The organism is Actinoplanes sp. 13, from assembly GCF_056134165.1.
Genome location: NZ_JBVYOQ010000002.1, coordinates 494,253 through 520,699, shown reverse-complemented (window position 1 = coordinate 520,699; position 26,447 = coordinate 494,253). Strand labels below are relative to the sequence as shown.

The window sequence follows — 26,447 nt, the reverse complement described above, 5'->3', positions numbered from 1 at the left end:
GCTGCACTGGCGACCGGTAAGCGCCATATCGTGGCAGTGACCACGAAACGGGGAGGTCTGCATGGGCCTACGCGATTATCTCCGGGTCGCCAAGCGGCACTGGTGGCTGGTCGTGACCTCTGTTCTCCTCGCTCTCGGAGTGGCTCAGGCGGTGAACATGCGGACCACAACGGTGTACGCGGCCCACGTCACGTTCATCTTCACCACGCCCTCGGAGATGGCCGCCGACCTCTACCCCGGCACGATGTTCTCCACCAGCCGGATGGCCACCTATGCCGAGCTGCTGGACAGCGACGAGATCGTGCTGCCGCTCGCTGCCTCGGCCGGTGTCGGCATCGGCGCCACCGAGCTGCGCGAGCGGATCAGCGCGGAGGCCATCGCCGACACCGTGATGCTGGAGCTGATCGTCGAGGACCCGTCGCCGGTCAAGGCGGTGGCGCTGGCCACGAAGGTCGCCGCCCGGTTCATGACCGTCGTCGAGACCCTGGAGGCAAGCGCCGACGACGACGGCCCGGCGGTACGCGCGAAGATCGTCAACGGGCCTCACCTGGCCGAGGACCCGGTCGCGCCGCAGCCGCTCAACAACTTCGCTCTCGCGCTGATGGCCGGCCTGATCGTCGGCGCCGGGTCGGCAGTGCTCCGGGAGGTCTCCGACGCCACCGTCCGCAACGGCGAGTCGTTGCAGGCCCTCGCGTGCGCGCCGGTGCTGGCCCGGGTGCCGGCCGACCGCCGGGCGCCGACCGGGCCCGGACCGTTCGTGTCGGAGAGCCGCTCGGCCCGCACCGAGGCGCTGCGCCAGGTGCGTACGCTGCTGCAGTCCGCCGCGGCCGGGACCTCGCTGAAGACCCTCGCCGTCACCAGCGCGGTCCCCGGCGAGGGCCGCTCGGCGACCGCCTGCAGCCTGGCCATGCTGTTCGCCGAGACCGGCCAGCGGGTGCTGGTCGTCGACGCCGAGCTGCGGCACCCGCGGCTGGCCCAGTTCCTCGGCCGCGACGACGCCGCCGGGCTGAGCACCGTGCTGACCGGCGGCGCCACCGTGGACCAGGCGATCCAGCCGTGGGGCGCCGGTCTGTGGCTGCTGGCCGGCGGACACCCGCCGCCCAACCCGAGCGAGCTGCTCAGCTCGCCGCGGATGACCGAGGTGGTGGACGAGGTCCGCCGGCGCTTCGACGTGGTGATCTTCGACTGCCCACCGCTGCTGCCGGTGACCGACGGCGAGGTGGTCGCCGCCCGCGCCGACGGCACGCTGCTCGTGGTCCGGTTCAGCCGGACCACCGGCGCCCAGGTCACCGCCGCGGTCCGGGCCCTGAACGGGGTCAACGCCACCCTGCTCGGCTGCGTGCTGAACATGGTGCCGGGCAAGGGGCCGGAGGCGTTCCCCAACTTCGACGAGTACGTCTCCCCGCGGACCCCGGCCCAGCGGCGCCCCGGCTTCAAACCGAAGTGGTGGTCCCGCGAGCTGATCGGAGTGACACCATGACCACGCCCGGCGGGCTGCAGAACGAGGTCGAGCGGCAGGTGCCCGGCGCCATCGCCGAGGTCTTCGCCGCCAGCCCCGACGACCTGCCCACCCGGCTGGCGAACATGGCCCGGTACGCCCGCCGCGCCCAGGTGACCCGGTTCGCCGCCCTCTACGAGCTGTTCAAGCTGGCGTTGCCGGTCAAGGGCTCGATCGTCGAGTGCGGGGTGTTCCGGGGTGCCAGCTTCATGACGTTCGCCCAGCTCAGCGCGGCGCTGGAGCCCACCAACCTGACCCGGCGGATCTACGGGTTCGACTCGTTCGGCGGCTTCCCCGCAGTTTCTGAACAGGACCGCCCGGAGGCCACCCGGGTCCGCGCCGGCGACCTGGCCTCGGACAGCTACGACGAACTCAGCCGACTGCTGGAGATCTACGACACCGACCGGTTCCTCGGTCACCTCCCCAAGGCCCGGCTGATCCGCGGCGACGTCACCGAGACCGTCCCGAAGTTCGTCGCCGACCACCCGCACCTGGTGATCAGCCTGCTCTTCCTCGACCTGGACCTGTACGAACCGACGGCGGTGGCGCTGCGCCATCTGCTGCCCCGGCTGCCCCGCGGCGCGGTGCTCGCCTTCGACGAGCTGGACAACCCGCTCTGGCCCGGTGAGACGGCCGCCGTCCTGGACGAGGTCGGGCTGAACAACTTGCAGCTGCGCCGGTTCGAGTTCGACCCGTACATCGGGTACGCGGTGCTCTGATGGAGCTCGCCTCGGAGTCCACCGCCCGCGCCGTCCGCGGCCACGTCCTGCGGATGACCAGCAGCGGCCGCAGCTCGCACGTCGGCTCGGCGCTGTCCTGCGCGGACGTGCTGGCCGTGCTCTACACCGACATCCTTCGGGTGGACCCGGCGAACCCGGGATGGCCCGGCCGGGACCGGTTCATCATGAGCAAGGGCCACGCCGGCGCCGCGTTGTACGCCGTTCTCGCCGAGCGCGGCTTCTTCGATCCGGCCGTGCTGCACCGGCACTACCAGAACGGCTCGTACCTGTCCGGGCATGTCAGCCACGTCGGCATCCCGGGCGTCGAGCTCTCCACCGGCTCGCTCGGGCACGGCCTGCCGGTGGGCGCCGGGCTGGCCTGGCGTGCCCGGCAGACCGGCCGGTCGTGGCGCACCTTCGTGCTGCTCGGCGACGGCGAGTGCGACGAGGGCAGCGTCTGGGAGGCGGCCATGTTCGCCGGCCACCACGAGCTGTCGCACCTGACCGCGATCGTCGACCGGAACAACATGCAGTCCCTCGGCACCTGCGAGGAGACGTTGCGACTGGAGCCGTTCGCGGACAAGTGGCGCTCCTTCGGCTGGGCCGTGACCGAGGTCGACGGCCACGACCACGGGGCGCTGGCCGCCGCGCTGCGGATGCCGGACCGGAGCCGGCCGCGATGCGTGCTGGCGCACACGGTCAAGGGCAAGGGCGTCTCGTTCATGGAGGACCAGGTGCTCTGGCATTACCGGCCACCGTCCGCCGAGGAGCTGGCCAGGGCGCTGGCCGAGGTGGGCGCCGGATGAGGAACCGCTTCTTCGCCGGGCTGCTGGCCGCCGCCCTGGTCGACCCGGACCTGGTGCTGATCACCGCCGACCTCGGCTTCGGAGCGGTGGACGAGTTCGCCGCGGCCCGGCCCGGTCAGTTCGTCAACGCCGGGGTGGCCGAGCAGAACATGGCCGGGCTGGCCGCCGGGATCGCGCTCGGCGGGGCCCGGGTCTTCACCTATTCGATCGCGAACTTCCCGACCCTGCGATGTCTGGAGCAGATCCGCAACGACATCTGTTATCACCAGGCGGACGTGACGGTGGTGGCGGTCGGCGGCGGGCTGGCGTACGGGGCGCTCGGCATGTCCCACCACGCCACCGAGGACCTGGCGATCATGCGGGCGCTGCCCGGGATGGCGGTCGCGGCGCCCGGTGACCCGGCCGAGGTGGACGCGGTGCTCACCGACCTGTTGGCCGGCGGCGGCCCGGCGTACCTGCGGCTGGGCAAGACCGGTGAGCCGGCCGTGCACACCGGCGCCGTGCACGCTCCGCGCGGCAGCTCGATCGCGCTCGGCAGCGGCGGCGAGGTGCTGCTCTGCAGCACCGGCGCGATCCTCGACGTGACCTGCCGGGCGGCCGAGCTGCTGAGCCGGCAGGGGATCAGCGCGGACGTCCGGTCGTTCCCCTGGCTGGACCCGTTCGACGCCGCCGCGGTCCGGTCGGCGGCGACCGGGTACGCGGCCGTCGTCACGGTCGAGGAGCACTCGATCGTCGGCGGGCTGGGCAGCGCGGTGGCCGAGGTCCTCGCCGAGACGGCGGCCGCGGTCCCGCTGATCCGGATCGCGCTGCCGCATCAGTCGTCCTCCGTCGTCGGAGACCAGGAGTTCCTGCGCGGCGCGTACGGCCTCGACCCGGAGTCGATCAGCCACCGCGTCCGCACCCATCTGGAGGCGCACCATGGACTGGCGAGTCAGGTTCGTTGACTACCCGGAGCAGTGGCGGCGGCAGCGTGCGGAGCTGCTGCCGATCATCGAGGACACCATCGCCCGCGGTGACCTCATGCTGCGTCAGCAGCTGCGCGACTTCGAGCAGCATCTGGCCGCATTCACCGGTTCGGCCCGGGCCGTCGGCGTGAGCAACTGCACCGACGGGCTCCGGCTGCTGGCGCACGCGCTCGACGTCGGGCCGGGCGACGAGGTGGTGACCGTGGCGCACACCTTCATCGCCACGATCTCGCCGTTCGTGCTGCGCGGCGCCACGCCGGTGTTCGTGGACATCGGCCCGGACCACCTGATGGACACCGGGCAGCTCGCCGAGCGGGTCACCGAACGCACCAAGGTGATCATCCCGGTGCATCTGAACGGCCGGACCGTCGACATGGCCGAGGTGACCAAGGTGGCCGGCCACGTCGGCGCGGTGGTCCTGGAGGACGCGGCGCAGGCCCTCGGCGCGACCGTCGACGGGCAGACCGCCGGCACCTTCGGGCTGGCCAGCACGTACTCCTTCTATCCGGCGAAGCTGCTCGGCGCGCTCGGCGACGCGGGCGCGGTGCTCACCGACGACGAGGAGCTGGCCGAGGATCTGCTGCGGCTGCGCGACCACGGGCGGGTCGGCAAGGCGGAGATCGACGGCTGGGGTTACAACTGCCGGCTCGACAACCTGCAGGCCGCGATCCTCGATTACCGGCTGGCCCGGCTGCCCGGCTGGATCGAGCGCCGGCGCGAGCTGGCCCGCCGGTACGACGAGCAGCTCCACGACGTGCCCGGCCTGCGGATCCCGGTCGGCCCGGACGCCGACAGCCGCCGCCGTGACGTGTTCCAGAACTACCCGGTCACCACCGACGCCCGGGACCGGCTCGTCGAGCACCTCGCCGCGGACGGCATCGAGACCCTGATCTCCTGGCCGGTCCCCCTGCACCGGCAGCGCGGGCTCGGCCTGGAGCACTGGAGCCTGCCGCACACCGAGCGGCTCTGCCGTCAGGTGGTCTCCCTGCCGATGCACCCGGAGCTGGCGGACTGGCAGGTCGATCACGTGGCCGGCAGCATCCGCCGGTTCTTCGGCGCCGGGTAGGCCACCATGGAGCTGCCTTTCCTCACCGTCGTCATCCCGTGCTGGAACGAGGCCCGGTTCGTGGCCGCCTTCCTCGACTCGGTGCTCGGCACCACCTATCCGGCGGACCGGATGGAGGTGCTGCTGATCGACGGGATGAGTGACGACGGCACCCGGGAGATCGCCCGCCGGTACGCCCTCCGCGACCCCCGCATGCGCCTGATCGACAATCCGGGGCGCAGCAAGCCGGCCGCGCTGAACCGGGGCGTGCGGGCCGCCCGCGGTGACGTCGTCGTCCGGCTCGACGTGCACGCCGAATACCCGCCGGACTACCTGGAACGGTGCGTACGGGCGCTGCTGGAGAACCCCGGCGCGGACAACGTGGGCGGCGTGCGGCTCTCCCGGGCCCGTGACGACACCCTGCTCGGGCGGGCCATCGCGCTCTCCACCACGAGCGTCTTCGGCGCCGGGAACTCGAAGTACCGGACCGGCGCGGAGGGGCCGCAGTGGGTGGACACCGTGTTCGGCGGCTGTTACCGGCGGTCGGTGTTCGACCGGATCGGCCTGTTCGACGAGAAGCTCACCCGGGCCCAGGACCGCGAGTTCAACCAGCGGCTGCGTGCTGCCGGCGGGCAGATCCTGCTGCTGCCGGAGATCACCTGCACCTACTACGCGCGCAGCGACTTCCGGGAGTTCTGCGGGTGGACGATCGAGGCCGGGTACTGGCCGTTCAAGGCGAGCCGGGCGGTGGGCCGGTGGATCGGGTCGTGGCGCAACGTGGTGCCGCTCGGCTTCGTCCTCGGCGTGGCGGCGGGCACCGCCCTGTCGCCGGTGAGCCGGACCGCACGACGGGCCACCGGGACGGTGCTCTGCGCGTACGCCCTCAGTGCTCTTGCCGTCGCGGCACGTCTGGCGCGGCAGCACCGTGACCCCCGGCTGGTGGCCGCGTTGCCGGCCGTCTTCCTGACCACCCACGTGCTGTACGGCGCCGGCTCGGTCAAGGCTCTCCTGGAGCGTGGGCGATGACCGAGGTCCTGCACTACTACCGAGGGCGGGTGGCACTGCACGAGATCCTCAGCGGGCTCGGGGTGAGGCCCGGCGACGAGGTGCTGGTGCAGGCGTACACCTGCGCGGCGGTGATCGAACCCCTGCTGCGGCTGGGGGCGCGGCCGGTCTATGTGGATGTCGAGCGCGCGACCTTCGGCATGGACCCGCAGCTCGCACGGGAGGCCGTCACACCGCGCACGCGGGCGGTGATCGTGCAGCACACCTTCGGGATCCCGGTGGCGCTGGACCGGATGCCGGCGGGCGTGCCGATCGTGGAGGACCGCTGCCACGTCACTCCGGGGATCGACGCGGACCAGCGCAGTGTGGCGGCGTTCTACTCCTACGAGTGGGGTAAGCCGGTGGTGGCCGGGGTCGGCGGCAGCGCGCTGGTGCACGACCCGGGACTGGCCGCGGAGATGCGGGCACGGTACGCGCGGCTCGGCCTGCCGCCGCTGAAACGGGAGTTGTTGATGACCGCGGAGTACCTCGCTCATCAGGTGGCGGCCGGCTCCGGGATGGTGTGGCGGCTCCGATCGCTCTACCGGCGGCTCGCGGGAGCGGGCCTGGTGGTCGGCTCGTACGCGCCGGACCCGCTGGTCAGCCCCGAGTACGGGTGGCGGATGAGCCGCGGGGTTCAGCGGCGGCTGCCGGGCCGGCTGGCGACCGGCCGGGGGCGCGCCGAGCGGCGGCGCCGGGTGGCGGCCGCCTATCGGGCCGAGCTGTCCCGCCGGGGGATCCCGCACGTGGCGGCCGAGCTGCCGCTGCGGATCCCGGTCGTGGTCGCGGACAAGCAGCGGGTGCTCGGCGACGCGACGGCAGCCGGGATCGAGTTGGGTGACTGGTTCAGCTCGCCGGTCCATCCGCTGTCGGGGGACGCGCTGACCGCCGCCGGGTACACCCCGGGGTCCTGCCCGCACGCGGAATGGGCGGCGGAACATGTCGTCACGCTGCCCGTCCGGGCCGACATCACGCTGCCCCGGCTTCTCCGGCACGTCAGCTTCCTGGCCGGGAGGCAGGCGGTGGCGGCCCATGCCTGAGCAGTTCCGCATCGTCAGCCGCCCGCTGACCGCCCGGCAGATCGGCTGCATCGCCGACCTGCACGTGCTCGGCGTCTCGGAGGGCTTCCTCACCTCCCTCGGCCGGCCGGTGCTGAGGCTCCTCTACCGCCACCTGGCCGGCAGCCGGCACGGCGCCCTCTTCCTCGCCGAGCACGTCCCCACCGGCCGGCCGCTCGGATACATCTGCGGATCGACGGACACCTCGGCGTTGTTCCGCGAGTTCGCCCGGCGCCGCTGGGCCACCGCGATCCCGCTGCTGGTGCCCCGTCTGCTCGACCCCCGGCGCGCGGTCCGCCTCCTGGAGACCCTGGCCTATCCCGGGTCCACCGACCCCACCCTCCCCCGCGCCGAGATCATCAACTTCGTCGTGGTGCCCGAGATGCGCGGCCACGGCGTCGCAGGCCGACTCTACGAGCATCTGATGACCTGGTTCGCCGAGCGCGGCGAGACCGCCGTCAAGGTGGTGACCGGCGAGCACCAGCGGCGGGCGCACAGCTTCTACGAGAAGTCCGGCGCCGTGCTGCACGGCTGGACCTCGGTGCACCGGGGGGCCAGGTCCCGCGTCTACGTATATCCGATCAGCCCACCCCGACGATCTTCACTGGCTAGGCTGCGATCATGACCAGCCGCTACGAGCTGCTGAAACGCGCGATCGACATCCTGGTGGCGGGCGTCGCGATCACCGCGACGACGCCGGTCGCCGCGGTCCTGGCGTGGCGGATCAAGCGGGAGGACGGCGGGCCGGTGCTCTACCGCGGCACCCGGGTCGGCCGGTACGGGCGGCCCTTCCCGATGCTCAAGTTCCGCAGCATGGTGGTGGACGCCGCCCGGCTCGGCGGCCCGTCCACCGCCGACGACGACCCCCGCCTGACCCGGACCGGGCGGCTGCTGCGCCGCTGGAAGCTGGACGAGCTGCCGCAGCTGGTCAACGTGTTGATCGGCGACATGAGCCTGGTCGGGCCGCGGCCCCAGGTCGCCTCGGACGTGCAGCGGTACACCCCGGACGAGATGCGGCTGCTGGACGTGCGGCCGGGCGTCACCGACTGGGCGTCCATCGTGTTCCACGACGAGGGGGCGATCCTGGCCGGGCACCAGGACGTGGACCGGGCGTACGACGAGCTGATCCGGCCCGGCAAGATCGCGCTCGGCCTCGCCTACGTGGAGCGCGTGAGCCTGCGGACCGACCTGGAGATCCTCGCCCTCACCGCGCTGGCCGTGCTCGGTTATCGGCGCACCCCCGAGCTGCTGCAACGTGTGGTGCCGCTCGACCTGGCGAATGTCCGGCGGTGACGGCCGCTCGCTCGGGTCGCTGCTGAGCACCGTTCCGGCCGCCGTCCGGCGCGACTACGCCGGCACGCTGCTGGCGCAGTGGTTCGTGATCGGCGCCGGGCTCCTGCTGTTCCACCTCGTCGCCCGGCGCGGGAGTGTGGAGGGCTTCGCTTACTACCAGATCGCCCGCGGGGTGGTGAGCAGCTTCCAGCCCCTGGTCACGGTGGGCCTGGGACCGGCTCTGCAGCGCTTCCTCCCGCGCACCCACGCGGGCGCCGAGCGACTGGCGCGCCAGATCTTCCTGGCCGACGCCGTGCTGGCGATCGCGTTCGCGCTCGTCGGGCTCGCCGTCAGTCCGTGGCTCGCCCGCATGCTGGGTCTCGGTGGCGGCGCCGGGGCCGTCGGCGCCGTTCTGGTCATGCTGACCGGCAACTGCCTCTGCACCCTCGCGGTCGCCGCGCTGCGCGGCGCCCATCAGGTCGCCCGCTCCAACGCGATCTCGGCCGTCGGCCTCGGCCTCATCCCGATCATCGCGTTGTCCGTCACCGAGCGGATCGACGACTTCCTGATTCTGCAGGGCGCGGGCATGGTGCTGGTCGCGGCCTGGGGCGCGGCGACGGTCCGCCAGCACCACCCCGCGCCGCCGGCGCCACACCCGATCGCCGACCCCACCCCCAAGACCCTCTTCGGGTACGGCCTGCGCAGGCTCCCCGGCGATCTGGCCCTGCCCGCGTTCCTCACCTATCCCACCTTCGCCGTGGCAGCCGCGCTCCCCGGCGGTCCCGAGGCGGGCTACATCGGCTTCGCCACCTCCGCCGTCACGCTCATCTGCTCGTTCTTCGGCATGCTCACCCCGGTGCTGCTGCCCCGGCTGAGCCGCCTGTTCCACCACGCCGGCGACCGCGGCGCGACCAGGCACGTGCTCACCCTGCTGCCGTTGCTCGCGGCCGGCCTCGCCACCGCGGCCGCCGCCGTGTTCGCGCTGGTCGCCCCGGCGCTGGTGCGCGGCTTCCTGGGCCCGGAGTTCGCCGAGGCGACCGGGGTGCTGCGCGCCGGGGTGCTGGCCGCGATCCCGCTGGCAGTCTTCTACGCCGGCCGGCCCACCCTGGACGCGCTGCTCGAACCCCGGATAGTCAGCCGGGTGCTGCTCGGCTGCCTGGCCGTGCAGGTGCTGCTCACCCACGTCCTGTCGGTCGTCTTCGTCCCGCCGTACGCCGCCGCGCTCGCCCTGTGCACCGCCGCCACGATCCTCGGCATCTGCACGGAACGCCTGGTCGTCCGGGCTCTGCGATGACCGGTCCGGTGCTGCGGGCCGAGCCGCCGCGGCCCGGCCTCGTCATCGTCATCGCCTTCCTCGCCGCGCTCGCCGGCCGCTTCGTGCTGACCCGCCTCGGGCTGGACGTGCCGCTGCTCAACGACGTCCGTGTCGTGCTGTACCTGGTGGTGATCCTGTGCCTGCTGCTGGAGGCGCACCGGATCGGGCCCCGGGCCGCGCTGGGCGGTTACTGCGTGCTCCCGATCGTGGGCCTGCACGGATATCAGGTGCTCTCGGCCACCTGGGTGCCGCCCGGCGCGATCGTCGGGCCGATGATCGGTGACCTCTGCGCGGTCGTCTTCCTGATCGCCGTCTACTACACGCTGGCCAAATGGGACCGCGACCACGTCACCCGGGTCACCCTCGTCTGCTTCCACATCGCGGCCTGGGTGTACTTCCTGGCCGCCTCGACCGGGCGCGGCCACGACCCCAGCGGCCGGTGGGCCGCGCTCGGCGGCGGCTCCAACGTCTTCGTCCGGATCATGATCCTCGGGGTCTTCACCTCGATGTACCTGTACGCCCGCAGCGGCGCGAAGCTGCGCTGGCTGGCGCCGATCCCGTTCTTCCTGTTCGGTGCGCTAGCCTCCGGCTCCCGAGGCGGCTTCGCGGCACTCGGCATCACCGCGTTCATCGCGCTGATCGCGATCCGGCCCAAACCCCGGTGGGACCAGCTCGCCAAGCCGCTGGCCACCCTGGTCGTGCTGTCGATCATCCTGGGCCTCACCGCCGGGCACGTGATCGCCGGGTTCGTCCAGACCCGGTTCATCGACGCCACCGTCGGGCAGGGCTACACCTCGGACCGGGACGTGTTGTTCGCCTGGGCCCTGCGGCTGTTCTGGCAGCGGCCGCTGTTCGGCACCGGCATCAACGGTTTCCACGCCATCGCCAACCTGGGCGAGGGCGAGCGTTACGTGCACAACCTGCCGTTGTCGATCGCCGCCGAAGGCGGCTTCGTCGGCCTCACCCTGCTCGGCCTGGCCTGGTTCACCCTCTGGCACGCGTACGCCCGGACGCCCCGCGACCAGCGTGGACCGGAGGCGCGGACGGCCGCCTACTGCGGCATCTTCATCGGCGCGAGCTGCCTGTTCTCCGGCGACTACTTCGACGCCCGCCTGATGTGGATCCTGCTGGTCCTCGCCGCGGTGCGCCCGGCCCCGCCCACCGTCCACCCCGCCGGTACGATCGCTTACCCGTGGAGCCGAGTCTCGTCCTGATCACCGTCCCGGCCGGGACGGTGACGCTGCACGACCGCCGCTCCGGCCGCCGGTGGGACGCCGAGGTCGCCGCGTTCCGGCTCGCCGCCACCCCGGTCCTCGACGACCGGGGCCGGCCGGTCGTCGACACCTCGTGGTGGGACGCGCTCCGGCACTGCAACGCGCTTTCCGAGCGGGACGGGCTGACACCCGCGTACCAGTTCCGGCCGGCCGGCACGGCCGCGCCCGGCAGCGCGCCGCCCGCCCACGGGCGGTTCTCGGCCGGCGGCCGGGTGGACACCGAGGGCCGCCTGCTGGAGGACGGCAGCCTGCTGCCCGCCGCCGGTGAACCCGGCGTGCGGTGGGACCGTGCCGCGGACGGGTACCGGCTGCCGACCGAGGCCGAGTGGGAACACGCGTGCCGGGCGGGCAGCACCGGCCCGCGACACGGGCCGCTCGACGAGATCGCGTGGTACCGCGGGAACTCGGGCGCGGAGCTGCGCGAGGCGGGCCGCAGGCAGCCGAACGCGTGGGGGCTGTACGACATGCTCGGCAACGCGTGGGACTGGTGCTGGGACGTGTACGACGCCGAGGCGTACGGCGCTTATCGGGTGCTGCGTGGCGGCGGGTGGTTCGACGAGCACTGGAGCTGCCGGGCCTCGGTCCGCCGGCGCAGCCACCCGTCGCTGCGCATCGACGACGTCAGCTTCCGCGTGGCGCGGTCGTTGCCGGGCTGAGCCGCTGCCCGCTGGGCTCGCCGCTCCCACACGGGCTCGCCACCGCACGGGCTCGCCACCGCACGGGCTCGCCACCGCACGGGCTCACCACCCCGTGCGGGCGTCGTCAACACCGCCGGCCGGCCCCCTACCCCGCGGGCTCGCCCCCCCGCGGGCTCGCCACCCCCCCGCGGGCTCGCCACCGTCGCGGGCTCGCCACCGTCGCGGGCTCGCCACCGTCGCGGGCTCGCCACCGTCGCGGGCTCGCCGCCGCCGCGAGGCCGGTCGCTGTCCGGGTCAGAGGCGGCGCATCACGCAGACCACCTTGCCCAGCACGATCGCGTCGTCGCCCGGGATGATCTGGTAGATCGGGTTGCGCGGGACCAGCTCGACCCGGCCGGCGCGGCGGCGGAGCACCTTGACGGTGGCCTCGTCGCCGATCAGGGCGGCGACGATGTCACCGTTCTCCGCGACCGGCTGGCGGCGCACCACCACGACGTCGCCGTCGCAGATCGCCGCGTCGATCATCGAGTCGCCCTTGACGTTGAGCGCGAAGAACGTGCCGTGGCCGACCATGTCCCGGGACACGGTGATGTGGTCGGTCACGTGCTCCTCGGCGAGGATCGGCGCGCCCGCCGCGATGTCGCCCAGCACCGGCACGGTGATCGAGGGGTCGGCGACCGGCCGCCGCACATCGACCGCACGGGACTCGTTGGGGCGGCGGCGCAACAGGCCGTGCCGCTCCAGCGCCTTGAGGTGGTGCGAGACCGAGGAGGGCGAGACGAGACCGACGGCCGCGCCGATCTCCCGGACGGTCGGAGGGTAGCCGCGGTCGCGGACCGAATCGCGAATCACGGCGAGGATGCGCTCCTGCCTCGCGGTGATGGGACGGGACGGTCCCTCACCGCTGTCGATACTCATGTCCCGCACCCTACCGCACGATTAGATCACGTGTACTAATGGCGACCGAAACCGCACGTTCGAGCCACTTGGGTCGTACCCTTGAGAAGATTCCTTTGCATTGATATCTTTTCATCATGCCGCCGGACCGCACACCGCGCCACCTCACCGACGTCGACGCCCTCAAGGCGCTCGCACACCCGCTCCGCCAGCAGATGCTGTCCCGCCTCCAGCGCCGCGGCCCGGCCACCTCCGCCGACCTGGCCGCCGAGTTCTCCGCCGACCGCGGCGCCACCAGTTACCACCTGCGGCAGCTGGAGCGGTACGGCTTCATCGAAGAGGACCGCTCGGCCGGCCGCCGCCGTTACTGGCGTGCCGTCCCGCAGGACCTTCGCCTGCCACGCGGCTCCGGCGATCCCGACGTGGCGGCGGCCGCCGACGCGATCGGCAAACAGTGGCTCGAACGCTCCGAACGCGACCTGCGCGAATACCTGACGGATCGGCCCGCCTACGGCGACTTCGCGCCGGCCGCCATGCACAGTTTCGGCATCACCACGCTCACCGCCGAGGAGCTCGCCCGGTTCGGCGAGGAATACATGGCCCTCCTCAAACGCTGGGACCGCGACCCCGGCACGGCACCCGCCGGCGCACGGCAGATCACCGTGGTCTTCCACGCCTTCCCCACCCCCGACGAACCCGCCACGTCCGGCGAGGTCACCGGCCCCGGTGAGCAATGACCGCCACCGCCGCGCCCGCCGGCCTGTGGCGCAACCGCGACTTCACCGTCCTCTGGAGCGGCCAGGTCGTCTCCAACCTGGGCGCCGCGATCAGCGGCACCGCCATGCCGCTGCTGGTGCTCGCCACCACCGGCTCACCCGCCGACGCCGGCCTGGTCGGGGCCGCCGGCACGCTGCCCCACCTGATCGCCAACCTGCCCGCCGGCCCCCTCGTCGACCGGTGGAACCGCCGCCGCATCCTGATCGTCGCCGAGATCGTGGCGGGCCTGACGGTGCTCACCATCCCGATCGCCCTCTGGACCGGCGCGCTCACCGTCGCCCAGCTCTGCCTGGCCGCCTTCGTCCAGGGCCTCTGCTTCACCTTCTTCGGCCTCGCCGAACGCGCCGCGCTCCCCCGGATCGTGTCCACCGCGGCCCTGCCCACCGCGATCGCCCACAACGAGGCCCGTTCCCGCGGCGCCGCGCTCGCCGGGCCACCCCTGGGCGGCCTGCTCTTCGGCGTGGACCGGGCGCTGCCGTTCCTCGCCGACGGCCTGTCCTATCTGCTGGCCGGCGTCGCGCTGCTCCTCCTGCGCAAAGACCTCCAGGACCGGCCGGCCGAGGCGGAACCGCTGTGGAAGGCCGCCGCCACCGGACTCCGATGGGTCTGGCGCAACCCGTTCGTCCGGACCGCGGTGCTGCTCCTGGCCGTCAGCAACCTCGTCTTCCAGGCCCTGATCCTGGCCATCGTCGTCCTCGCCGGCGACCAGGGCGCCGGGGCCGCGACGATCGGCGTAATGCTCGGCCTCTACAGCGCCGGCGGCCTGCTCGGCGCGCTCGCCGCCACCCGCCTGCACAGCCTGCTCTCCGCCAAGACGATCATCATCGGGACCAACTGGGTCTGGGCCGCCCTGCTACCCCTGCTGATCCTCACCAGCAGCCCCTTCCAGATCGCCGCGATCGGGGCCGCGTGCGCCTTCGTCGGTCCCCTCTGGAACGTGGTGATCTTCACCCACGCCAGCCTGATCGTCCCGAACGACCTCCTCGGCCGCGTGATGAGCGCCGGGGCGACGGTGACGTGGGGCGTCATGCCGGTGGCCTCCCTGGGGGCCGGCCTTCTGCTGACGGGGATCGGGGCCCGGGGCACCATCGGGGTGCTTGCGGTGCTGATGGTGAGCGCGGCGCTGGCCGGGAGCCTGAGTTCGGCCATCCGTAAGGCTCCCGCTCCGCGGTGAGCGGCCTGCTCACTGCCTCGCCGTGACGCCGCTGAGGTCAACCGGCGGTCCCTGCCACTCCTGTCGTCCGGCCCCCGCCCCGCCGCTCCTGTCGCCCGACCCCGCCTCCGCCGCTGAGGTCGCCCGACCCCCCGCCCGCCGCTCAGATCGCCCGACCCGTCCCCGCCGCTCGGGTCGCCCGACCCCCGCCCCGCCGCTCGGGTCGCCCGACCCCCGCCCCGCCGCTCGGGTCGCCCGACCCCCGCCCCGCCGCTCCTGCAGCGGGTTTGTCAGCGCACGAAGAGCAGGAAGAGGCCGGCCCAGGTACAGGCGATCATGAACAGAACCATCGGAAGCTCGTCCGCGAGCACCACCATCAGCGGCCGCCCCGGGTCAGCGGCGAGGGCCCGGTCATGGGCGACCACCACCCCGATGACGTGTCCGATCAGGATCAGAGCGATCTGGGCACCGGCGACGATCTGCGGTGCCGGCGTGACGTCCCAGCTCGCCTCGGCCGCCAGACCCCACTGCTGGATCAGGAGAAGGAATCCGCGCGGCGCCTCCACCAGAAGCAGCGAAAGATAGTGGGCGAGCGTGTACCCGACCGCGATCGGAATCAGCGACGCCGTGACGTCGAGCTTTCCCGCGGTGCCCCGCACCGCGAACCACACCAGCGCACACAGCACGACAAGTCCCAGGGTGCCGAACAGCATCGTGGACCCGCCGCGGTCTACGAAGCCCGTCCACCGGGGTGAGGCGGAGGCGCTGTCGAAGACTGTGGAACCCCACCAGACCGCGAGAAAGGCAGCCATACCGGCACCCACGGAGCGTACGACCTGGCGTGCTGGATCGGCGTTCGACCGGTCAGCGGGTGACGTGGTGACGGACGAAGTTCGGGCAGCGAGCGCGTCGTCGGGAGACGCCTGGAGGTGGTGCGTTCCGACGGGTGAGGGCAGGCGCGGGGCGGTGGGTGACACAGCGGGTGAGCCGGTGGGCGACAAAGCGGGCGAGCCGGTGGGTGACGCGGGATGCGAGTCGGTTGACGGCGCGGCGGCGGGTAAGGGCGCCACCAGGCCGGAGAACGGGGTGCGCCAGCGGAGCGGGCTGAGGCGGCCGGCCAGTTCGGAGTAGACCTCGAAGCAGTCGCCCCGGGCGAACCACTCCTGTCCACGGAGGGTGGCCAGGACGAGTTGACATAGCGCGTACCCCAGGATCCACAAACCGACCGTGACCGGGTCGCCGTGATGGGGGACCACCAGCTCGAACCAGACGAAGCCCAGCAGGAACGCCGCCGCCGGCCAACTCCCCGCGCCCCGGCCGGGTGGCAGCGGGCGCAGCCCGCGCGGCGGCAGGCCGAGCAGGCCGAAAATTGTCCGCAGCGGGTTGACCACCCGCCAGACCGGCCCGAGGAGCACGCTGATCGGGATCAGTCCCACCCAGAGCCAGACGAATAGCGCGTGCGCCGCCGGGTTGCCCGGTCCGCGCGGCCCGGCGATGGCGTTGCCGACCAGGTAGAGCGCGAGCGCGAGCACGACGAGACGCACCCACGCCGGTATCGCGAGATGGCGCGGGTCGGTCGCGGTAAGCCGGGGTTTCCGCCACCAGAACGCCGAGATGAGGAAGGAGAGGACTACGGTCGCGGCGCCCGCCTGCAAAATCAGGTCCAGTGGCAGCGGCAGGTTCGCGGAGCTCCCTACGCCGTGGGCAAGCGAGGCGCCCGGCTGATCGATTCCAGTCACCGCGCCTGATCCGGGGTGTTCCGAGTCGCCGCACCTTCCATCAACGCGTTCTCAGCCGGGGCGCTCTCTGTTGTGGCGCTCGGGGTTGCGGCGCTCCCGGTTGCGACGCTCGGGGTTGCGGCGCTCCCGGTTGCGGCGCTCGGGGTTGCGGCGCTCCCGGTTGCGACGCTCGGGGTTGCGGCGCTCCCGGTTGCGACGCCCGGGGTTGCGGTGCTCCCGGTTGCGGCGTGGGCCAGCTGGCGCAGGACGCCCGCGCCGGCGATGGCGACTGCTGTGCCGAGGCCGAGCGCCAGCACGACGAGAACGCGTTCGGCGACGGCCGGGCCGGCGAAGGGCACCACCGCGCGGTGGAAGGAGGTCACGTCGGGAAGTACGAAGATCGCGGTGAGCGCCGCGCCGGCGCACACGGCGAGGACGCCGGCCGCCTTTCCGCGCAGCGCCGTGACCGCGCCGCCGATCAGCAGTGGCCAGGCCAGCAGGTTGATCCCGGCCGCGCTCAGGAAGGTGCCGGCCAACGGGGCGGACTCCACCGCCAGCGCCGACCCGGCGACATGCGCGATCGACGCTGCCGCGGCGACCGCTCCGGCACCCGCCAGCAGGAGATCCGCCCGGCGTAGCCGCCGGGAGAGCGCCACCAGCAGCACTCCGACGGCCCCACTCGCCACCCACCACATTGCCGCGGCCGGCGGTTTCTCACCGGTCAGCGTGCCGGCGACGGTGACCGGCGTCCCGTTCACCTCGAGCCGAACCGTCCACTCCACCGTCCGGCCCGCCGCGACCCGCCGCCCGTCCGGCGTGGCCCGCTCGTCGATCCAGATCAGCTCCTTGCCGGGCGCCACCACAGCCGGAGTGGCCGCCCCTCCGCCACCGCTCACGGTGATCGGCCCCGGCGTACCGTTACGCAGCCGCAGCCGGGCACCGTTCTCGATGGTGACGACGTCCAGTCCGGGAACCGCCGGACTCACCGCGACCACCCGGCCCCGCGAATCCGTAGCCGTCAGCCCACCCGCGTGCGCGATCGCCGGGGCGGCCGTCACGGCAAGCATCCCGCCGAGGATCGACAGCAGGACGGCGAACCGCTGCAGCAGGCGTCTCCCGCGCCGCGCCGGCGCCGTTCGGTGGATCGCCCGCTGCGCCGGCGCCGTTCGGCGGATCGCCCGCTGCGGCGGGCTCTCGTGCGGCGTCACTCCGGCAGGTGCTCGGCGCTGCGGGATCCCGGCAGGTGCTGCACGCCGTCCGGCTTGGGCAGATGCTGGACGCTGCGGGCGACGAGCACCGTCGCGGCCCCGGTCAGGGCGGTCAGCGTCAGCAGACCGGTCACCATGTGGATGTTGAAGCCGGTGCTGCCCGTCTCGATCTTGCCGACCAGCAGCACCGAGCCCCACAGCGCGGGCGGGGCGAGCAGGCCGAACAGGATCCAGCGGGCGTTCGTGGAGATCCTGAGCAGCGGCGTGACGGCCCGCGCCACGACCTCGATCGCGATCGCCGCGGCGGCCACCGTGAGGGCCGGCCACCACGAGTCCTCGGAGTCGAACATCAGGTGCATGAGCACGGCGATGATCGCCACCAGGACACCGGCCAGGCCGATCGGCAGCGGCCAGCGCCGTCCGATGACGACGAACGGCAGGAGCAGCAGGATGGTGCTGAACACGTACCCGTGGATCAGCTGCGCGTCCGGCGAGAAGATCGGCACCGGGTCGTTGCCGCTGCCCAGATGGCGGAACCCGATCGCCGAGGCGTGCAGCGAGTAGATGTGCACCGGCAGCACGGCGAAGAGCGTGGAGACGGCGACCAGGAACGCGCCGCCGGCGCCGAGCCGGCGGTCCGGGCCGGTGGCGAGCATCAGCGCCGGGCCCATCGCCACCAGCACCATGCCGAGGATGATGAACTCGTGGCTGGGGCTGACGAAGATCTCCATGTCCCGCTCGATGCCGAACACGTTGTGCCACAGCGTGTCGACACCGCCGCCGACCAGCAGGAACGCCATGCCGGCCAGCGGGATGCGCAAGGCGTTGGGCAGGGCCAGCAGCGACTGGTACGTCGGGATGCCGGGCAGCCGGGACCGCATGATCCAGAGCAGCGTGAACCCGGACGCCGCGATGCCCGAGTAGAGCACGCCGTGCCAGGGCGTCCAGAAGGTCTCCAGCTCCGGTGTGGTGGCATGCGCGTACGCGTCCAGCTGCAATCCGATGACCAGCCAGGCGGCGGCGACCAGCAACACCCAGCGCTCGCGCGCGGTGAACGGCACGGCCGCTGCCTCGGCGGGCTGTGTCCGCTCCATGGACGTCGTCACGATCGCCACCCCTCTGTTCTTCCGGCGATCGGTAACCTACATCGTCGGTGTCACATCATTCGATCCCGCTCGCTGACCGCGATGCCGGAATGAGGCTGATCGCTCCTCATCGACGACGGATTGACGCTTGTCCCGCGGAAGCCGCGGTTCGGCGAAAAACTGTCGCACCCCGGGCCTAAGGTCGGGGGCATGACTGAGCCGGTGACCACCACCCTGGACGTTCCCGGTGCCGTCCTGCGCTATGACGTGCGCTCGCCGGCACAACAATCCCGTGACCGACATTCCGGCAAACCCCCGCTGGTGCTGATCGGCTCGCCGATGGACGCGAGCGGCTTCGTCACCCTGGCCGGGCATTTCCCCGACCGCACCGTGGTCACCTACGACCCGCGCGGCACCGGCCGCAGCGAGCGCACCGACCCGGCGCCCGAGTCGACCCCCGAGCAGCACGCCGACGACGTCCGCCGGGTCGTCGAGGCGGTCGGCGGCGGCCCGGTCGACCTCTTCGCCAGCAGCGGCGGCGCGGTCAACGCCCTGGCCCTGGTCGCCGCACACCCCGACCTGATCCGGGTGCTGGTGGCCCACGAGCCGCCCACCGTCGCCCTGCTCCCCGACCACGAGCACGCGGTCGCCGCCGTCCGGGGCATCCGCGGCCTCTACGAGCGTGCGGGCATGGGCCCCGCCATGGTCAAGTTCATCGAGATGACCTCGCTGAAAGGCCTGGTCCCCGCCGGGTTCGCCGACCAGCCCGGCCCCGACCCCGCCACGTTCGGCCTTCCCGCCGGCGACGACGGCTCCCGTGACGACGTCCTGCTCGGGCAGAACCTCGTCACCTGCTGCCTCTACCAGCCCGACTTCGCCGCCCTGCGCGCCGCCTCCACCCGCATCGTGATCGCCGTCGGCGCCGAGTCGGAGAACGAGGTGGCCCACCGCGGCGGCCGGGCGGTCGCCGACCGGCTGGGCCTGCCCGCCACCGTCTACCCCAGCCACCACGCCGGCTTCCTCGGCGGCGAATACGGTCAGAAAGGCCAGCCAGACGCCTTCGCCGCGGCCCTGCGCGCCTCCCTCGACGACTGACCGGGAGCGCGACCCAGCCGCCAGGGGCTCCCGCCGGCACACGTGCCCGCGACCGCACGCCGGCACCGCGCGCCCGTGGCCCGTGGCCCGTGGCCCGTGGCCCGTGACCCGTGACCCGTGACCCGTGACCCGTGACCCGTGACCCGTGACTCGTGGCCCGTGGCCCGTGGCCCGTGACTCGTGGCCCGTGACTCGTGGCCCGTGGCCCGTGGCCCGTGGCCCGTGGCCCGTGGCCCGTGACTCGTGGCCCGTGGCCCGTGACTCGTGGCCCGTGGCCCGTGACTCGTGGCCCGCGCCGGGGCGCGGACCGCGTGCTGGGACCCCCCGAACGCGACTCGTGGCCCACGCCGGGCGCGGACCCACCCTGACGCCGTCGGGGTGGCGCGGCAGCGGGGGCCGCACCGCGCCGTGGGACCGTGCGGCCGCGCGCGCGGGGCCCGCGCGGGCGACGGAAAGCCGCACCAGCAACGTGGCCCGGGCGGCGGAAAGCCGCACCAGCAACGTGGCCCGGGCGGCGGAAAGCCGTGCCGGCGACGTGGGACCGTGCGGCGGCGCACGTCGGGGCCGCGCGGGCGGCGGAAAGCCGTGCCGGCAACGTGGGTCTGTGCGGCGGCGCACGTCGGGGTCACGCGTCGGTGGCGCGGGCTGTCAGGGGGCGGCGAGTTGTTCTTCCAGGTGGAAGACCTGGTCGAGGACGACCATGCCCTGGTCCGGGCGGGCCTCGCCGAGCGAGGGGAAGAACTCGGCCATCGCCGCCTGCCAGCGGGCGTTCACCTCGGTCCGGGCCATCGCCTCCTGAGCGGCGGCGAAGTCGTCGGTCTCGAGCGTGCCGACGAGCAGGCCGTCGGGACGCAGGAACAGCCGATAATCACGCCAGCCGGTGGCGGCCAGCGCCTCCAGCATCTCCGGCCAGACCGCGGCGTGTGCATCGCGGTATGCGTCCAGCTTGTTCGGGTCGACCTGCAGGGTGAAACAGACGTGGGTCAACGGGGAGCCTTCCTCGATGGCTGACGGTTGCGACGGGCTGACGGTGCGGGCACCGAACGGGGCAGCGGGCCAGAAGCGTGATGGCCGCTCAGCACGTGGAGTGGAACAGGCCGCCAACCGCCTCCGACCCGGCGAGCTCGTTGTAGAGGCGCACCGCCTCCGTGGTCTCCGCCTCGTGCACAGCCACCCCCCGCTCTCGCAGCAGTTCCAGGCTGGCCGGATCCACCTCCAGCCGGTTCTCCATTCCCCGGGACAGCACGACGACAGTCGCCCCGTGGTCGATCAGGTCGGCGACGTCCGCGGGCTGGATGCCGGGGCTGTGGCGGGTGCCGGTCTCGTTCCAGTCCCACTCGCCGCCGCCGCCCGGGTACAGCTTGAAGTCCTTGCCCACGGGCAGGTCCTCGACCTCCATCCGCCCCCAGGAGACCGACACGATGCGCGGTGAACGGTTCACGGTTCTGTCCTCCTCGTGGTCCACAGGTCACCCTAGTCACATGCCGGTTCCCGAGTTCATCCTCCGACTACGCGCCAAGATCGGACATGACCCGCTGCCCATCTCCGGGGTGACCGCGGTGGTCCGGGACGACGCCGGCCGGGTCCTGCTGGTACGCAGCGTGGACAGCGGCCGCTGGACGTTGATCACCGGCTGTCTGGATCCGGGTGAGCAGCCGGCCGCCGGGGCTGTCCGCGAGGCAGAGGAGGAGGCCGGCGTGGTGGTGGCCGTGGACCGGCTGCTCTCGGTGGAGGCGCTGGACCGGTCGACGCTGCCGAACGGCGACCAGGTGTTCATCCTGAACATCGGCTTTCTGTGCCGCCATGTGGCCGGCGAGGCCCGGGTCAACGACGACGAGTCGTCGGAGGTCGGCTGGTTCGATCCGGCCGGCGTGCCGGTGCTGCCGCCGCATCAGGCGCGGTGTCTGGAGTTGGCGTTGGGCGGTGACGGGCCGGTCTGGTTCGCGCGGTGAGCCGCCGCTAGATTAGTTCGCATGCGAACTAGCAAGATCAGCATTCTGGTGGACGGCGGCGGCACCATCGCCGGGACTCTTCGGGAGCCCGCGGGCGCTCCCGGCGCCGCGCTCGTGATCCACCCCGCGACCGCGACCCCGGAGCGCTTCTACGCCGGCTTCGCCACGTTCCTCGCCGGGAACGGGATCGCCACCATCACCTACGACTACCGCGGCACCGGCAATTCCGGCGCGCCCCGGACGCATCGGCACCTGGGCATGCGCGAGTGGATGGAGGGCGACGTCCCGGCGGTCGCCGGCTGGGCGGCCGGCCGCTATCCCACGCTGCCGCACCTGGCGATCGGGCACAGCCTCGGCGGGCATGCCCTCACGCTCGGCAACGGCACCGCCGGGCTGGCCGCCTTCGCGCTGCTGGCCTCGCACGCCGGCGCCGTCCGGGCGATCCCCGACCCCGTCGAGCGGTTCCGGGTCCGGTTACTGCTGCACCTGCTCGGGCCGGCGCTCGGTGCCGCCCTCGGCTATGTCCCGGCGCGCCGGCTCGGCCTGGGTGAGGACATCCCGGCGGCCGCGATGACCCAGTGGGGTGGCTGGGCGCGGCTGCCGCGCTATTTCTTCGACGATCCGTCGATGCGGGCCGGCGAGCGGGCCGCCGCCGTCACCCAGCCGGTCCTGGCGCTCGGCTTCACCGACGACCCGTGGGCCACTCCGGGTCAGATCGACCTGCTCACCGGCCATCTCACGGCGGCGACGGTGGAACGCCGCACCTATTCGCCGGCTGACGGAGGCGTACCCCGGATCGGTCATCATGGTTTTCTGCGCCGCGGCCTGCAGCAGACGCTCTGGCCGGAGGTGGCCGCCTGGCTGAAGCGACAGGCTGAGGCCGAAGGGGTGAGGCCGAAGGCTGAAGCGGGAGACGGCACGAGGCAGGAGACCGCATGAGGAGGAAGGCGGCATGAGGCTCGTCTTCGGGTTGATGGGCGCGGAGCGCGCGATCCGGCGCTGGATCGACGCCCGGGCGGGCGACTCGGGGATCGGCGCCGCCGGCGCCGGCGTCCTCTTCCATCTGGCCGCGCACGACAACGCGCTGGTCGGCGACGTGACCGCGGCGCTGGGCGCCTCCGCCTCGGGGATGAGCGGCCTGCTCAGCCGCCTGGAGAGGGGCGGCTTCGTCGTCAAGTCGCCGGACCCGGCCGACGCCCGCGCGGTGCGGCTCAGACTGACGACGGCCGGCCACGAGGCAGTCGCCACCGCCCGCGTGGTGGTCCGCGATCTCAACGCCCACCTGACCGACGGTTTCACCGAGGACGAGGTGCGGATCGTCGGGCGCTGGCTGGCACACGCGGCGACCATCTGATTCCCCACACTCCGCCGGGTGTTCTTCCCTTACGGCGCTGGGCATACCAGTGTGGTTCGTGGGTGCCCGGAACACTGAGGAGTTGACATGCGTCATCGTGTGGTCGTCGTGGGGGCCGGATTCGGCGGCCTCTTCGCCATCAAGGCTCTGCGCCGGGCGGAGGTCGACATCACCCTCATCAACGGGACCGCCTATCACCTGTTCCAGCCGCTGCTCTATCAGGTCGCCACGGGCATCCTGTCCGAGGGCGAGGTGGCGCCGCCCATCCGGGAGGTGCTGAAGCGGCAGAAGAACGTGGATGTCCGCCTGGGCTGGGTGCAGGACGTCGACGTGGAGGCGAAGACGGTCTCGGTGGCCGGGCCGGGCCTCGACTACACGGTGGAGTACGACACGCTGATCGTCGCGGCCGGCGCCTCCCAGTCGTATTTCGGCAACGACGACTTCGCCGAGTACGCGCCCGGCATGAAGAGCGTCGACGACGCCCTGGAGCTGCGCGCCCGGATCTTCGGCGCGTTCGAGGTCGCCGACCTGCAGACCGACGCGGAGGCGGTGGAGCGCTGGCTCACCTTCGTGGTGGTGGGCGCCGGGCCGACCGGCACCGAGATGGCCGGTCAGATCGCCGAGTTGGCGCACCGCACGCTGCCGGGACAATACCGGCGGATCGACCCGCACAAGACCCGGATCCTGCTGGTCGACGCGGTCGGCGCGGTGCTCAACACGTTCGGTGACCGGCTCTCGTCGCGGGCTCAGCAGCAGCTGGCGAAGATCGGGGTCGAGGTCAAGCTGAACACCAAGGTGGTCGGCGTCGACGCGACCGGCATCGAGGTGGAGTCGCCGCAGGGCCGCGAGCGCATCCCGTCGATGACCAAGGTGTGGGCGGCCGGTGTCGCCGCTCCCGCGCTGGCCACCCGGCTCGCCGAGCGGACCGGCACGAAGACCGACCGGGCCGGCCGGATACAGGTGGAGAAGGACACCACGCTGCCCGGTCACCCGGAGATCTTCGTGCTGGGCGACATGATGAACCTGGCCGGCGAGGACGGCCGGCCGCTGCCCGGGGTGGCGCAGGTGGCGATCCAGAGCGGGCGGCACGCCGCCGGCCAGATCAAGCGCCGGCTCGCGGGCAAGCCGGCCGGTCAGCCGTTCAAGTACTTCGACAAGGGCAGTCTGGCCACCATCTCGCGATTCTCGGCGGTGGCGAGCATCGGCAAGGTGCGCCTGTCCGGTTTCCCGGCCTGGGTGGTGTGGGTCGCGGTGCACCTGTTCTATCTGGTCGGCTTCAAGAACCGGGTGACCGCGGTGCTGCACTGGGCGGTCAGCTTCCTGGGCCGCGGCCGGTCCGAGCGGGTGGCCACCCAGCAGCAGGCGTTCGCGCGGCGGGCCCTGCGCGCCTACGGCGACCCGTTCCGGCGCGACGCCGAGGCGGCACCGGCGGCACCGGCCGCCAGCGCCGTGGAGACCGACAGCAAGGTCGATCGGAGCATCGGCGCGGACCCGGCGGACACCAAGATCAACCCGACCAGCGACACGGGTACGACGTCCGTACGGTGATCGCAGCTCGGAAGTACCGGCCCGGCCACGGCGTGGAAGCAGCCGTGACCGGGCCGGGTAGCGTGTAGCGGCCGCAGTCGGTTCCGAGAGAGGCTCGCTTTGCTTCCGGTCACTAGCCCTGTCATCCCGCGTGCAAGGACGATGGCGCCGGTCTTCCACGAGCTGACGCTGTTCCACGGCAGCATGGGCGCCGGGAAGTCGACGCTGGCCCTGCAGAACGCGTACAACCGGCGGCAGGCGGGACGGCCCGGTGTCCTGTTGACGAGCATGGACCGGGCCGGCGCCGGGGTGCTGTCGTCGCGGCTGGGGGTGATGGCCGACGCGATCGAGGTGATCGAGTCGACCGACCTGGTGTCGCTGATCTCCGACGAGGTCCCGGCGGGCGGGTTCGTGATCGTCGACGAGGCGCAGTTCCTGCACGTGGAGCAGGTGGAGCAGCTGGCCTGGGCGGTGGACGAGCTCTGCGTGGACGTGGACTGCTACGCGATCGCCACCGACTTCCGTTCGCAGCTCTTCCCCGGCTCGCGGCGGCTGTTCGAGCTGGCCGACCACACGATCGCCCTGCAGGTGGAGGTGACCTGCTGGTGCGGTCGCCCGGGGCGGCAGAACGCGCGGATCGAGGGCGGCCGGGTGGCGCGGATCGGCGCGCAGGTCGCGGTCGGCGACATCGACGACGCCGCCGAGGTCACCTACCGGGTGCTGTGCCGCCGCCACTGGCGTGACGGCGACCCCGGCCCGGCGGCGGATTAGGGGCAGCGGGCGGAGCCCCAGGCCACGCAGGTGACGGTCCACTGGTCGGCGGTCTGCAGGGCGACGCTGTCGCCGGCGTCGTCGAGGACGTTGCCGGAGCCGAGCTTCACCTCCAGCGCCTGCCCGGGCGCCAGCTTCGTGCTCGTCTCGATGGCGTACGAGTAGGGCTTGCTCACCACCACGTGCCCGGCGAGGTCCACCGTCCGGTCACCGGTGTTCACCACCTCCACCTTCTCCGGGCTGCGGTGCTGCACCCGGAGCCCGATCCGGCCCTGCACCGGGCTGCCACAGCCGGCCAGGCAGGGGTAGATCATCCAGGCGCGCAGGTCGCCCTGCGGGTCGAACAGATAGCCGCCGTCGCCGTACCCGTGGTTGGCCGGGTCGGTGTTGGTGAAGATCGGTGCGGTCAGGCCCCAGTACTTGTGCGTCGCGGTGTCGCGGCCCTTCCCCACGTGCACGTGGACCGCGCCGCCCGCCGGCACCACCGTCCCGGCCGGCAGCGTGTAACGCCGCAGCCCGGAGTCCCGCACCCACCAGCCCGCGACGGACACCGGCCGGGCCGACGGGTTCGCGATCCGGAACCATTCGCCGTTGAGGTTCTGTTCGTCGACGCCGTCCGGGTCCGAGTTGACCCGCAGGGTGAGGCCGGCGTCCTGTGCCGGACCGGCGCCGCAGCTGTCGGTGTCGTACAGGTTGCGGCGCTCGGCGGCGGCCTGCTGGGCGGCGAGCCGGTACGCCTGGTCCCACGCCCATTCGCCGCCGAACGGCAGCCAGAGAGCGTGGCCGCGGCGCACCAGGTCGAGGCCGATGTCCTGCCACTTCCCGTTGATCTGCACGGCCGCCGAGCGCAACGGCCGGTCGCCGCTGCGGCTGGCGGCGCGCAGGGAGGTCAGGCGTACGACGCCGCCGCCGGCCCGGACCAGCTGCTCGACCCGGGCGGTGGCCGCCAGCGCGTGGCAGTCACCGCGCCGGTTCGCCGGTTTCGGCGAGTACCTGGACTGCTCCATGGCCTGGATGCCGAGGAGCCGGATGGACTTGAGCGCCGTGGTGCCGTCGCCCGCGAGGTCGACCCGCAGGGTGTCGCCGTCCGCGACCCAGGACACCTTGCCGGTCCAGACCTGGCAGCGCGGGCTGCCGGCGGCCGTGGTGCAGACGGCCGTCGCCGCCTGCGCCGGGGCGGGCAGCGCTGCCAGGGTCATAGTCACGGTGGCGGCCAGGGCGGCGAGGCGGCGAAGCATGCCGCTCTCATCGGCAGTGAGCAGGGCGGACATTAGCT

Annotated in this window: 27 protein-coding genes; 20 read left to right on the top strand and 7 right to left on the bottom strand. The window is 72.7% G+C overall.

Going from position 1 to position 26,447, the window contains the following annotated elements; translation table 11 throughout:
- Positions 1-61: 61 nt before the first annotated feature.
- Genes AC0NH5_RS06945 through AC0NH5_RS06890 form a run of 12 tightly spaced genes read left to right on the top strand, consistent with a single transcriptional unit; the run spans position 62 to position 11,652 of the window.
- A complete protein-coding gene (locus tag AC0NH5_RS06945) occupies positions 62-1,480 on the top strand; it encodes a tyrosine-protein kinase domain-containing protein (RefSeq protein ID WP_474401084.1) in 1,419 nt (472 codons plus the stop codon).
- Complete coding sequence (locus AC0NH5_RS06940) at positions 1,477-2,217, top strand: TylF/MycF/NovP-related O-methyltransferase (protein ID WP_474401082.1); 741 nt, start codon at positions 1,477-1,479, stop codon at positions 2,215-2,217. Before AC0NH5_RS06945 ends, AC0NH5_RS06940 begins: the two co-directional genes overlap by 4 nt.
- The gene (locus tag AC0NH5_RS06935; RefSeq protein WP_474401080.1) at positions 2,217-3,023 is read left to right on the top strand and encodes a transketolase; all 807 of its coding nucleotides are present in this window, start codon (positions 2,217-2,219) and stop codon (positions 3,021-3,023) included. The genes AC0NH5_RS06940 and AC0NH5_RS06935 overlap by 1 nt, the downstream gene beginning before the upstream one ends.
- The gene (locus tag AC0NH5_RS06930) at positions 3,020-3,967 is read left to right on the top strand and encodes a transketolase family protein (RefSeq protein ID WP_474401078.1); all 948 of its coding nucleotides are present in this window, start codon (positions 3,020-3,022) and stop codon (positions 3,965-3,967) included. Before AC0NH5_RS06935 ends, AC0NH5_RS06930 begins: the two co-directional genes overlap by 4 nt.
- Positions 3,942-5,054, top strand: coding sequence for a DegT/DnrJ/EryC1/StrS family aminotransferase (locus AC0NH5_RS06925; protein ID WP_474401076.1), 1,113 nt, complete (start codon positions 3,942-3,944; stop codon positions 5,052-5,054). Before AC0NH5_RS06930 ends, AC0NH5_RS06925 begins: the two co-directional genes overlap by 26 nt.
- Before the next feature lie 6 nt (positions 5,055-5,060).
- The gene (locus tag AC0NH5_RS06920) at positions 5,061-6,059 is read left to right on the top strand and encodes a glycosyltransferase family 2 protein (protein ID WP_474401074.1); all 999 of its coding nucleotides are present in this window, start codon (positions 5,061-5,063) and stop codon (positions 6,057-6,059) included.
- Positions 6,056-7,117, top strand: a complete 1,062-nt coding sequence (locus AC0NH5_RS06915) for a DegT/DnrJ/EryC1/StrS family aminotransferase (RefSeq protein ID WP_474401072.1) — start codon at positions 6,056-6,058, stop codon at positions 7,115-7,117. Before AC0NH5_RS06920 ends, AC0NH5_RS06915 begins: the two co-directional genes overlap by 4 nt.
- Positions 7,110-7,760, top strand: coding sequence for a GNAT family N-acetyltransferase (locus AC0NH5_RS06910; RefSeq protein WP_474401070.1), 651 nt, complete (start codon positions 7,110-7,112; stop codon positions 7,758-7,760). Before AC0NH5_RS06915 ends, AC0NH5_RS06910 begins: the two co-directional genes overlap by 8 nt.
- Complete coding sequence (locus AC0NH5_RS06905; protein ID WP_474401068.1) at positions 7,757-8,428, top strand: sugar transferase; 672 nt, start codon at positions 7,757-7,759, stop codon at positions 8,426-8,428. Before AC0NH5_RS06910 ends, AC0NH5_RS06905 begins: the two co-directional genes overlap by 4 nt.
- Positions 8,415-9,701: a lipopolysaccharide biosynthesis protein gene (locus AC0NH5_RS06900; RefSeq protein WP_474401066.1), complete on the top strand. Its 1,287-nt coding sequence runs from the start codon at positions 8,415-8,417 to the stop codon at positions 9,699-9,701. The genes AC0NH5_RS06905 and AC0NH5_RS06900 overlap by 14 nt, the downstream gene beginning before the upstream one ends.
- Entirely contained in the window at positions 9,698-10,936 is a 1,239-nt protein-coding gene (locus tag AC0NH5_RS06895) for an O-antigen ligase family protein (RefSeq protein ID WP_474401064.1), read from the top strand. The genes AC0NH5_RS06900 and AC0NH5_RS06895 overlap by 4 nt, the downstream gene beginning before the upstream one ends.
- Entirely contained in the window at positions 10,915-11,652 is a 738-nt protein-coding gene (locus tag AC0NH5_RS06890) for a formylglycine-generating enzyme family protein (RefSeq protein WP_474401063.1), read from the top strand. The genes AC0NH5_RS06895 and AC0NH5_RS06890 overlap by 22 nt, the downstream gene beginning before the upstream one ends.
- A gap of 276 nt (positions 11,653-11,928) precedes the next feature.
- On the opposite strand, the gene lexA is transcribed toward AC0NH5_RS06890, so the two are convergent.
- Positions 11,929-12,552: a transcriptional repressor LexA gene (gene lexA / locus AC0NH5_RS06885; RefSeq protein ID WP_474401061.1), complete on the bottom strand. Its 624-nt coding sequence runs from the start codon at positions 12,550-12,552 to the stop codon at positions 11,929-11,931.
- 116 nt (positions 12,553-12,668) lie between these two features.
- Between lexA and AC0NH5_RS06880 the strand changes: the two genes are divergently transcribed.
- Both AC0NH5_RS06880 and AC0NH5_RS06875 read left to right on the top strand, forming a co-directional pair.
- On the top strand, positions 12,669-13,268 hold the full coding sequence (locus AC0NH5_RS06880; RefSeq protein WP_474401059.1) for an ArsR/SmtB family transcription factor: 600 nt from the start codon (positions 12,669-12,671) through the stop codon (positions 13,266-13,268).
- Positions 13,265-14,482 carry an MFS transporter gene (locus tag AC0NH5_RS06875; RefSeq protein ID WP_474401057.1) on the top strand — a complete coding sequence of 406 codons (1,218 nt, stop codon included), beginning with the start codon at positions 13,265-13,267 and terminating at the stop codon, positions 14,480-14,482. The genes AC0NH5_RS06880 and AC0NH5_RS06875 overlap by 4 nt, the downstream gene beginning before the upstream one ends.
- A gap of 269 nt (positions 14,483-14,751) precedes the next feature.
- On the opposite strand, the gene AC0NH5_RS06870 is transcribed toward AC0NH5_RS06875, so the two are convergent.
- Genes AC0NH5_RS06870 through AC0NH5_RS06860 form a run of 3 tightly spaced genes read right to left on the bottom strand, consistent with a single transcriptional unit; the run spans position 14,752 to position 18,493 of the window.
- A complete protein-coding gene (locus tag AC0NH5_RS06870; RefSeq protein WP_474401055.1) occupies positions 14,752-16,200 on the bottom strand; it encodes a hypothetical protein in 1,449 nt (482 codons plus the stop codon).
- Positions 16,197-17,387 carry a hypothetical protein gene (locus tag AC0NH5_RS06865; RefSeq protein WP_474401053.1) on the bottom strand — a complete coding sequence of 397 codons (1,191 nt, stop codon included), beginning with the start codon at positions 17,385-17,387 and terminating at the stop codon, positions 16,197-16,199. The genes AC0NH5_RS06870 and AC0NH5_RS06865 overlap by 4 nt, the downstream gene beginning before the upstream one ends.
- The gene (locus AC0NH5_RS06860; protein WP_474401052.1) at positions 17,384-18,493 is read right to left on the bottom strand and encodes a hypothetical protein; all 1,110 of its coding nucleotides are present in this window, start codon (positions 18,491-18,493) and stop codon (positions 17,384-17,386) included. Before AC0NH5_RS06860 ends, AC0NH5_RS06865 begins: the two co-directional genes overlap by 4 nt.
- 189 nt (positions 18,494-18,682) lie before the next feature.
- On the opposite strand from AC0NH5_RS06860, the gene AC0NH5_RS06855 reads away from it, so the two are divergent.
- Positions 18,683-19,567 (top strand): alpha/beta fold hydrolase, encoded by an 885-nt coding sequence (locus AC0NH5_RS06855; protein ID WP_474401050.1) that lies wholly within the window; start codon positions 18,683-18,685, stop codon positions 19,565-19,567.
- A 648-nt stretch (positions 19,568-20,215) separates the two neighbouring features.
- On the opposite strand, the gene AC0NH5_RS06850 is transcribed toward AC0NH5_RS06855, so the two are convergent.
- Positions 20,216-20,554 (bottom strand): L-rhamnose mutarotase, encoded by a 339-nt coding sequence (locus AC0NH5_RS06850; RefSeq protein WP_474401048.1) that lies wholly within the window; start codon positions 20,552-20,554, stop codon positions 20,216-20,218.
- An 88-nt stretch (positions 20,555-20,642) separates the two neighbouring features.
- A complete protein-coding gene (locus AC0NH5_RS06845) occupies positions 20,643-21,008 on the bottom strand; it encodes an Mth938-like domain-containing protein (protein WP_474401046.1) in 366 nt (121 codons plus the stop codon).
- Positions 21,009-21,048: 40 nt separating this feature from the next.
- Between AC0NH5_RS06845 and AC0NH5_RS06840 the strand changes: the two genes are divergently transcribed.
- The 5 genes from AC0NH5_RS06840 to AC0NH5_RS06820 all read left to right on the top strand — a co-directional run bounded on the left by AC0NH5_RS06840 (position 21,049) and on the right by AC0NH5_RS06820 (position 25,171).
- Positions 21,049-21,519, top strand: coding sequence for an NUDIX hydrolase (locus AC0NH5_RS06840; protein WP_474401044.1), 471 nt, complete (start codon positions 21,049-21,051; stop codon positions 21,517-21,519).
- Between the two features lie 21 nt (positions 21,520-21,540).
- The gene (locus AC0NH5_RS06835; protein WP_474401043.1) at positions 21,541-22,458 is read left to right on the top strand and encodes an alpha/beta hydrolase family protein; all 918 of its coding nucleotides are present in this window, start codon (positions 21,541-21,543) and stop codon (positions 22,456-22,458) included.
- A gap of 13 nt (positions 22,459-22,471) precedes the next feature.
- Positions 22,472-22,873 carry a MarR family winged helix-turn-helix transcriptional regulator gene (locus AC0NH5_RS06830; protein ID WP_474401041.1) on the top strand — a complete coding sequence of 134 codons (402 nt, stop codon included), beginning with the start codon at positions 22,472-22,474 and terminating at the stop codon, positions 22,871-22,873.
- An 87-nt stretch (positions 22,874-22,960) separates the two neighbouring features.
- The gene (locus AC0NH5_RS06825; protein WP_474401039.1) at positions 22,961-24,421 is read left to right on the top strand and encodes an NAD(P)/FAD-dependent oxidoreductase; all 1,461 of its coding nucleotides are present in this window, start codon (positions 22,961-22,963) and stop codon (positions 24,419-24,421) included.
- A gap of 141 nt (positions 24,422-24,562) precedes the next feature.
- Complete coding sequence (locus AC0NH5_RS06820; protein WP_474401038.1) at positions 24,563-25,171, top strand: thymidine kinase; 609 nt, start codon at positions 24,563-24,565, stop codon at positions 25,169-25,171.
- Here the strand turns inward: AC0NH5_RS06820 and AC0NH5_RS06815 are convergent.
- Entirely contained in the window at positions 25,168-26,442 is a 1,275-nt protein-coding gene (locus AC0NH5_RS06815) for a lamin tail domain-containing protein (protein ID WP_474401036.1), read from the bottom strand. The two genes, AC0NH5_RS06820 and AC0NH5_RS06815, sit on opposite strands and share 4 nt — an antisense overlap.
- Between the last annotated feature and the right edge of the window lie 5 nt (positions 26,443-26,447).